Genomic DNA, 7,830 nt, shown 5'->3' with positions numbered 1-7,830 from the left:
TCTGTCGAGACGGCGGACCGAAGGCATGCGGACAGACAGGGCTGGCCCAACTATTGAATTTAAAGGGACGGGTGATGCCGGGAAGGCCCGCAGGCTGCGCCGCGCGGCTTGGCAAGACGGCCAGTCTTCCCGGCGCCGCGCAACACACCCAGCGAGCCTTCCAGGCATCATGACGACGGCGATACTTATTCAGTGTTGCCTTAAAGTCCCCAGGCCACCCCGGAGCTTCGCCGCATGTCCGCCACGCATCGTCACCCGCACAAAGAACGCCACTTCGCCGCATCCGACACCGTGCGCGACATCGTGCTGGGCATGGCCGACGGCCTTACCGTGCCATTCGCACTCGCGGCCGGCCTTTCCGCCGCCAACGTCGCCAGCCGCGTGGTGGTCGTGGCTGGCGTGGCGGAAATCGCGGCGGGCGCCCTCGCCATGGGCCTGGGCGGTTATCTGGCCGCGCGCGGCGATATCGATCACTACCATTCCGAACGCAGCCGTGAATTTCGCGAAATCCGCGAACTGCAGCGCGAGGAAGAACGCGAGATCGTCGACATCTTCAAGCAGTACGGCCTGGACCGCGCCGCCTGCGAACCGATCCTGGCGCACTTCCGCAAGGATCACGACGCCTGGGTCGATTTCATGATGCGCTTCGAACTGGGGTTGGAAACGCCCGATCCCCGTCGGGCTTTGCGCAGCGCAGTAACCATCGGCGGCGCTTACATCGTTGGCGGCCTGGTGCCGCTCGCACCGTACATGCTGATTGCGCAATTGAAGCCTGCGTTGACGGTATCGATCATCTGCACGGGCATTGCATTGGCCGTGTTCGGCGCTGCAAAAAGCCGCTTCACCGGTGTAAGCGTGTGGCGCAGTGCGTTGCAGACAGTTTTGATTGGCGGCCTGGCATCGGCGACAGCCTTTCTTCTCGCGCACTGGATCGGCGCTTCGTAGGTTGGGGTGTCAACTCCAACATCGCGATCGATATAGGCATGGCAATGTTGGGGTTTGCACCCCAACTACACGCTGATTGGCGACCTCGCATCGGCGACCGCATTTTGCTTGCGCATTGGATTGGTGCAGGCTCGTCACGCGTCAAGCGTGCGAAAGACCCGCTCCCTCCCCTACGTGCAGTAGGGGAGGGTTGGGGTTGGGTGAAGCAGCCTCGCGACGAACTCAAACGTTGCGGCAAGCTCGTACGACCCCACCCCGACCCTCCCCTGCATGCAGGGGAGGGAGCAAAGCCCCGCATCGCTAACCAGCATCCTGCGCCCGATACCGCTTCGACTGCTTCGCCGACATCTTCAACGCCATGCGATCCGGCAGCAGCTTGAACAAGCCTTTGACCGTGCGATTGAACCGCCCCGTCACATGCACCGCATCCCCACGCTCCACCGCATCGATCCCTTCCTGCACCACATCTTCCGCACGCTGCCACATAAAGCTCGGCATCTTGCTCACCAGCGGACGCGTGCCCGTCACATCGTGAAACTCCGAATACGTAAACCCCGGACAAAGCGCACACACATTCACGCCCGTGCCCAGGTTTTCCAGCGCCAAGGATTGCGAAAACTTGATCATGTACGCCTTGCTCGCCGCATATAGCGTATGCCCCGCCGAACCCGGCACATGGCCCGCCAGCGACGCCACGTTCACGATGCGCCCATAACCCCGCGCGCGCATGCCGCGAACCAGCTGCCACGCCAACTCAGTCGGCGCCGTCACCAGCACGCGCAGAAAATCCGCATGCACCGGCCATTCGTTCTGATCGAACCTGCCGGGTACGCCGTACCCGGCATTGTTGATCAACCAATCCACCTGCAAGCCGCGTTGATCCAGCGCCGCGCAAAGCTGTTCCACCGCGTGCGGGTCGGCCAGATCGCAGGGCAGCACCGTGGCGTTGACGCCGTGTTGACCGTGCAGTTCGGCCGCCAGCGCATCCAGGCGATCGGTGCGCCGCGCGGTCAGCACCAGATCGTGTCCGCGTGCGGCAAGCGCACGGGCAAAGGCAGCGCCGATGCCGGCGGAGGCACCGGTGATCAGGCTGAGCGGGCGGGCTTTCGTCATAAAGAGTTTTTCCTGGATCGATATAAACGGCAAATCCCTCAGCACACGCGTTGCCGTGCCTGTGGACGGTGGTTAAGCTTGCCAGCTTTCATTTGTAACGGATGCGGGCATGCGTAAAAAACTCGTCGCCGGTAACTGGAAAATGCATGGCAGCCGTTCGATGGCCGAAGGTCTGATGGAAGAAATCATCAGCGGGGTGCCGCTCGACGATATCGATGTGCTGGTGCTGCCGCCGTATCCCTACCTCGCCCCGCTTACCGATAAATACGGCGCGTCCGGCATCGGTTTCGGCGCGCAGGACGTCAGCGAACACCAAGGGCAGGGCGCCTTCACCGGCGAAGTGTCCGCCACCATGGTCGCCGACCTCGGCTGCCGCTGGGCTCTGGTCGGCCATTCCGAGCGCCGCCACCATCACACCGAAAGCAACGAAAAGGTGGCGCGCAAGTTCGCCGCGGTACGCGCCGCCGGGCTCACCCCCATCCTGTGCGTGGGCGAGACCCTGCACCAGCGCGAAGCGGGGGAGACCATAGAGGTGATCCAGCAGCAGCTACACGCCGTGCTGGCGCTCAACGGCATCGGCAGCTTCGACACCGCCGTGATCTCCTACGAACCGGTCTGGGCCATCGGCACCGGCAAAACCGCCAGCCCCGAGCAGGCCCAGGAAGTGCACGCCTTCATCCGTAGCCAATTGTCGCGGGAGGATGCTATGATTGCCCGTCTGACCCGACTGCTTTACGGCGGCAGCGTCAAGGCAGCCAATGCAGCAGAGCTGTTTGCGCAGCCGGACGTGGATGGGGGGTTGATCGGCGGCGCCTCGCTCGTGGCACCCGAATTCCTCGCCATCTGCAACGCAGCCCGTTAAGCACACCGAACCCTACGCGAGACCTCATGTTCGTCATCTTCAGCGTGTTCTACATCCTGATCGCTGCAGCGATGATCGTGCTGATCCTCATGCAGCGCGGCGCAGGCGCCGATGCAGGTTCCGGCTTTGGCGCCGGCGCGTCGGCCACCGTGTTTGGTGCCCGTGGCTCGGCCAACTTCCTGTCGCGCTCCACCGCCGTGCTCGCCGCACTGTTCTTTGCGCTCAGCCTCGGCATGGGCATCTACCTGAAGGTCAACGGCGGCGCGATCCGCCAGCAGCAGGCCAACAACGATCTCGGCGTGATGGCAGGACTTGGCAACAAGCCCGCCAAACCGCAAAATGCGCAGCCCGCCGCCCCGGCCCAGCCGCAGGCAGCGGTGCCGGCCCCGGCCGGCAATGGCGAGGTCCCCGCGGCCCAGCCGGCACCGGCCAAGGCACAGCAGGGCGAAGTACCCGCCCCCACGGCCCCGGCAGCAGCATCCACGAGCAAGAAGTAACAATCGAAACACAAGCCCAGGTGGCGGAATTGGTAGACGCACTACCTTGAGGTGGTAGCGACGCAAGTCGTGGGGGTTCGAGTCCCCCCTTGGGCACCAATCGAAGGCTATCGAAGTTCTGGTCCAGGATTTCGGTAGCGGGAAGAAGAAACCCGCTTATGGCGGGTTTTTTTGTGGGCGCTGAAAATCAAGGACTAATGCGGAGACATGGACAATGGCCAAGCAGCTACGCCCTCTCATCCATCCCGGCGAAATGCTCCGCGAGGAATTCATGATGCCGCTCGGCTTGTCGTGCAGTGCGTTGGCCGCGGCGCTAGGTGTCACCACCGCGCGCATCAGGGCGATCGTGCAGGAGAAGCGCGGCATTCCCGCCGATATGGCGCTGCGACTTTCCCGCTATTTCGATAACTCTGCCGAGTTCTGGTTGAATCTTCAGCAGCATTACGAGTTGGAAAGTGCACGTCGTGAATTGGCGGATGCGCTAAAGCAGATCCGTCCGCGGGTGACATAGGCGTGAGAGATACGTCCTGGCGAGAGCCTACCGGCAGGCGTTTTTGTGTTTAAGTAATGGAGCTAGTATCTCCGCGATTGACCTGAAGGGGGCGAGGGGGATTAGGATTACGCAGCCGCCTCAGTCATCGTGCCAGTCGGTAGCTACCACGCCGCGCGTTTTGTTACACGTACAAACAATGCAGCATTAGCTGATGGGGTGCGTCGCTTTACCTCAGCCCCCGCATACAAAGGAGTGTTTGCATGGCAGAAACGACCGCTTTGAATCTCTACAGATCATGCCGTGTCGAGCAATTTCCCGATGGCGTGATGATTGATGATGAGCCCGCGCCTGGGGTACTGCACCCCGATTTCTACGACAGGCCACTACCCAATGGCGGCGTCCGCGAGGCCGATATCCAGGTCTATCTCGTGAAAGATGTCGAATGGGTAGGGACTGGGCAAGGCACGTCGTTATTCGATCGAGCTGGGGTATTCACCAGACCTGGGTGGTTATCTTTTCCCATCCCAGAAGGCACTCCGATACCCGATTCGCTCATCGTTGCAAATACGGGCTACAACAAACGACTCAAAGCGACGCATTATCAGATTGAGGCCAGAGCGCCGATGAGAAAGGATGCTATGGAAGGTGCGTTGGAGAATTTTGCCCGAAGCGCTGTGGCGCGATCGGTGGAGTTATCTCGTCGTGGCGTTAAAGCGTAAAGGGCATCGATATGGCTGAGATTGATGGTGTGACGCTCCGAATGGCTATCCAAGCGGTGGACGCGATGATCAATGACCTCGCGAAGCAGTTGGAAGCGGATAACAGTCCGGAAGCTGGCGAGCTTGAGCTTCGCTTAGTCAAATACGAAAAAGCGTTGGGGAAGCTCAAGGTGGGTTATGAGGAGGAACAGAAACACTCCAGTAATCTTCCGCCTTTTGAGGAGCTTATTAAGGATTGAGGATATTTTGTTTTGCACGCAAATGAACCGCCCCGGGCTTGCCGGAAGCTGTTTGGCCAAGATCGGCGGTGAATGACGGCCTTGCAGAGTCTATTGTGGTTTCGACTAGCCGTTGTCGTAGGAATCGCCCACGCTGCCGACCGTGCCCGAGATGTCAAGAAATTGTGATGATCTTATCGTTGCCTTCGCCGGACCGGCTTCACGGTTGACTGCTCGCTCATGAATAGCCGAAAAGGCACAAGCCTTCACATCTTTTACTGCTAAATTTAAGAGGGCAATCGTGCCGATTCAAAATAAGGGAAGGAGGTAGTTATGCGTTTTGGAATGACCCTGCGGTCTGTGCTGGCACTTGCATCGCTTGCTTTCGCTGGTGCGACGTTTGCGCAGACATCGCCATCTGCGCTGTCCAATGGTTTAGGACAAGCTTGGCCGAACGTGGCCGACCAATCCTTGAACGCCAATGTGCATGTCTTCGTATTTGTGCGCAATGGCATCAAATATGTGCAAGTCAACGACCTCAATGGCAAAGTGCTGGGCGCAGTTGGCACGGTTGGTGGCACGCGCTTCGCGCTGCCGATGGGTGCAAGCGCTCAAAATGTCGTCGCCAACGCATCAGCCGTTCCGACCGATGCTACTACGGTCTATCAAGATGCCGACATCACGATGCTCGCCGTGCCAACGTCTAATGGGGTCATGCTGGAAGCGACTTGTGGCTCAAGCGTCCAGTGCCAGGGTGGTCACTAAGCAGGGTTTGCTTAGCCAGCCCAAAGTCTGAAAGGAGAAGAGGGAGCCTTGTGCTCCCTTTCATTTTCACTGGCGTCCACCAAAAGTGCAGTCAGGCGGATCGCATTGGCTTTGGTTCGAACATGGAGTTCACCCGCAAAAATCTGGGCATTTTCGCGGAGCTGATGGAGGTCCAGGCCAACGGCGCCGAGCTTTTGAGCAAGCCTGCCATGCTGGCCTTTCAGCATGAAATCGTCGTTGTAGCTAGCATCCTCCTTGACACCTTCTACGCGAAGAACAACGACCCTGCGTTCATCGATATATGCACCGCGCAAAAGTAATTTCACGCTGGTGCATTGCAAATTTCCGCACACATACACGACTGATTCCCGCGCAAGACGGTAAATCATCGAGTGCAAACCTTGGCTTGCCTGGCTGAAGCCCCGTCCATTTACCGTGAATTGGTAAGCAATGCCTATCTCATCCAAAGCACGACCGATGTTTTCCTTCAAGGCGGCGCGCAGGCCGCGCCTGCGCCAAGCACTCGGATGCATCGCCTCGGCAAGTTGATAGACCTTTTCCTGGGTCGCAGTCACGTCCTTGGTCAAGCGTTGGGATTCGTTCGCGGGAAGCATCAGGCGGAAACGAGTCATCAGGCGGTTGTGGTTGAATTGCATCTCACCGCAGACCTGCTCCAAGGTCTCTGAGGCCTGCTTTAGACGCATCTCGCTGACAATCATTGACTGCCTGGCAAGGAGCGTAGCTTGGCGAGCGTTGGCCTTTTCAGTTTGATCAGCGACATGCATTGCCGTGATGCGTGCACCCATCAACAGCAAGCAGGTGATGCAGAAGGCAATGATGGATTGGACTTCCACCACATCCAGGTCAGGAATGTTTCCGCCCCACGAAAAGAGCAAGCAAATACTCGCAACCGTCAGCGTTCCACCAAAGACGGTTCCTCGCCAGCCGTGGCGAAGGGTGAGCCATACACAGGGGGCGAATTCGAACAGCGCCCAGATGGGTTTGCTCGCGTCACTTGAGCGGTAGGTGAGGAAGGACAGGATGAGGAGGGCTGGGACAACGATCAGACAACCATCAAAACAAAGGGGACTTCGAATGAAAGCCCAAAGACCTGACTTCAGCGTGCCAGCGCGATAACTGAGCTTTCCGAGAACTGCCCACGGGACCATAGTTAATACGGCAACAAACGAGCCCACAAACAGCGATCCAAACAAAGTAGCATCGATGTCATAGCCGCGGTTCGGAATCAACCAGAGGCCACCGATGTTGTAAACAGACCACACCGTGGAGCAAGCAAGAGCGCAAGCAATCAACGCGTTGAAGTTGACCAGGCGCTTCGTTGGAAAAAGCGACAGCTTCTCTTTGCAATACCAAACGACTGGCATCGCGATAGCAGTCAGCGGGAAGGGGTATTGCAGGCTCCAGACAAGCCCGAACTGCGGTTCACACTCAATGGCTTGGGGGAGGGAGTACAACCCATCACTCAGCGCGAGGGCGAACCAGTACCGATACGGAAGCAGAAGGAGCGCTGACAGGCGCAGACCAGAGGTCAAGGACCAGTGAGCGTCACTCAGTGGCCGAATGATTGAAAAGAGCGCGATATATCCAACGACAACTGCGACTTGCTTGAACCAAATCGATCCCAAAAACGACTTCTTCCCCATCCCACATTCCCCCTCTGGAATGCCTGAAACCCTTTCAAAATGCTGCACCTGATCAGCCAGGGAGCATTGGACAAATCCCATCCAATCTGATGGGTTACCTAATGATATCGGCTTCAGTGGCCTACTGCGTGAGGGCGTTCTTCACATCCTCCAGGCTGACCCGGCCTGAATGAGTTCGTTGATGGGCGAGAGCTCCCCTGGGAGCATCGTGAGGCCTTCAGGGATGTCAGGCGGTTGTCTATGGATGGAGAACCGCATTCCAGGGAGTTTGCTGCCAACGGATCATTTCTAATACTGCGCGCCATGCAGCCCCCGCGGCACAGCGCCAATCAAGGGACCCCATGTTCAGGAGGAGCAGCATGTTCAAGTGGTTCATTGATTGCCGTCTATTTGCCTTGCCTGTAGATGGGGCATGAACCGCCCCGGGTTTGCCGGAGGCTGTTTGATTTGAGTCACGCCGCTTCGGGCAGCACGCTCTGTGGTTGATAGTAATCGGCTTCGGCTTGCGCCGGTGTGCGGTAACCGATCGACGAAAGCAAACGTCGATGGTTATA

General features: G+C 58.7%; 9 protein-coding genes and 1 tRNA gene. 8 read left to right on the top strand and 2 right to left on the bottom strand.

Going from position 1 to position 7,830, the window contains the following annotated elements:
* The first annotated feature begins 234 nt into the window (after nt 1-234).
* Nucleotides 235-945 carry a VIT1/CCC1 transporter family protein gene (locus ACTHNE_RS13485; RefSeq protein WP_440269508.1) on the top strand — a complete coding sequence of 237 codons (711 nt, stop codon included), beginning with the start codon at nt 235-237 and terminating at the stop codon, nt 943-945.
* 300 nt (nt 946-1,245) lie between these two features.
* On the opposite strand, the gene ACTHNE_RS13480 is transcribed toward ACTHNE_RS13485, so the two are convergent.
* Nucleotides 1,246-2,058 carry an SDR family NAD(P)-dependent oxidoreductase gene (locus ACTHNE_RS13480; RefSeq protein WP_440269507.1) on the bottom strand — a complete coding sequence of 271 codons (813 nt, stop codon included), beginning with the start codon at nt 2,056-2,058 and terminating at the stop codon, nt 1,246-1,248.
* A gap of 109 nt (nt 2,059-2,167) precedes the next feature.
* Here ACTHNE_RS13480 and tpiA point away from each other — a divergent pair, with 109 nt between their 5' ends.
* The 7 genes from tpiA (at nt 2,168) to ACTHNE_RS13445 (ending at nt 5,612) form a co-directional block, all read left to right on the top strand.
* Complete coding sequence (gene tpiA, locus ACTHNE_RS13475; RefSeq protein WP_440269506.1) at nt 2,168-2,920, top strand: triose-phosphate isomerase; 753 nt, start codon at nt 2,168-2,170, stop codon at nt 2,918-2,920.
* A 26-nt stretch (nt 2,921-2,946) separates the two neighbouring features.
* Nucleotides 2,947-3,417 (top strand): preprotein translocase subunit SecG, encoded by a 471-nt coding sequence (gene secG, locus ACTHNE_RS13470; protein WP_440269505.1) that lies wholly within the window; start codon nt 2,947-2,949, stop codon nt 3,415-3,417.
* Nucleotides 3,418-3,431: 14 nt separating this feature from the next.
* Nucleotides 3,432-3,516 (top strand) — tRNA-Leu (locus ACTHNE_RS13465).
* A 115-nt stretch (nt 3,517-3,631) separates the two neighbouring features.
* Nucleotides 3,632-3,928, top strand: a complete 297-nt coding sequence (locus ACTHNE_RS13460) for a HigA family addiction module antitoxin (RefSeq protein ID WP_440269504.1) — start codon at nt 3,632-3,634, stop codon at nt 3,926-3,928.
* A gap of 242 nt (nt 3,929-4,170) precedes the next feature.
* Nucleotides 4,171-4,629, top strand: a complete 459-nt coding sequence (locus tag ACTHNE_RS13455; RefSeq protein ID WP_440269503.1) for a hypothetical protein — start codon at nt 4,171-4,173, stop codon at nt 4,627-4,629.
* Nucleotides 4,630-4,640: 11 nt separating this feature from the next.
* Entirely contained in the window at nt 4,641-4,868 is a 228-nt protein-coding gene (locus ACTHNE_RS13450; RefSeq protein ID WP_440269502.1) for a hypothetical protein, read from the top strand.
* A 312-nt stretch (nt 4,869-5,180) separates the two neighbouring features.
* Nucleotides 5,181-5,612, top strand: a complete 432-nt coding sequence (locus ACTHNE_RS13445) for a hypothetical protein (RefSeq protein ID WP_440269501.1) — start codon at nt 5,181-5,183, stop codon at nt 5,610-5,612.
* Nucleotides 5,613-5,623: 11 nt separating this feature from the next.
* Here the strand turns inward: ACTHNE_RS13445 and ACTHNE_RS13440 are convergent, their stop codons facing one another.
* Entirely contained in the window at nt 5,624-7,357 is a 1,734-nt protein-coding gene (locus ACTHNE_RS13440; protein ID WP_440269500.1) for an MASE1 domain-containing protein, read from the bottom strand.
* Nucleotides 7,358-7,830 lie beyond the last annotated feature (473 nt).

This window comes from Dyella sp., assembly GCF_051954575.1.
In the GTDB taxonomy this organism is placed as follows: domain Bacteria; phylum Pseudomonadota; class Gammaproteobacteria; order Xanthomonadales; family Rhodanobacteraceae; genus Dyella_B.
Note: the sequence above shows the minus strand (reverse complement) of the source record. Positions and strands in the feature narration are given on the sequence as shown.

Coding starts and splice junctions, on each gene's coding strand:
- ACTHNE_RS13485 (WP_440269508.1), top strand. CDS start 235: ATGTCCGCCACGCATCGTCACCCGCACAAAGAACGCCACTTCGCCGCA.
- ACTHNE_RS13480 (WP_440269507.1), bottom strand. CDS start 2,058: ATGACGAAAGCCCGCCCGCTCAGCCTGATCACCGGTGCCTCCGCCGGC.
- tpiA (WP_440269506.1), top strand. CDS start 2,168: ATGCGTAAAAAACTCGTCGCCGGTAACTGGAAAATGCATGGCAGCCGT.
- secG (WP_440269505.1), top strand. CDS start 2,947: ATGTTCGTCATCTTCAGCGTGTTCTACATCCTGATCGCTGCAGCGATG.
- ACTHNE_RS13460 (WP_440269504.1), top strand. CDS start 3,632: ATGGCCAAGCAGCTACGCCCTCTCATCCATCCCGGCGAAATGCTCCGC.
- ACTHNE_RS13455 (WP_440269503.1), top strand. CDS start 4,171: ATGGCAGAAACGACCGCTTTGAATCTCTACAGATCATGCCGTGTCGAG.
- ACTHNE_RS13450 (WP_440269502.1), top strand. CDS start 4,641: ATGGCTGAGATTGATGGTGTGACGCTCCGAATGGCTATCCAAGCGGTG.
- ACTHNE_RS13445 (WP_440269501.1), top strand. CDS start 5,181: ATGCGTTTTGGAATGACCCTGCGGTCTGTGCTGGCACTTGCATCGCTT.
- ACTHNE_RS13440 (WP_440269500.1), bottom strand. CDS start 7,357: ATGGGATTTGTCCAATGCTCCCTGGCTGATCAGGTGCAGCATTTTGAA.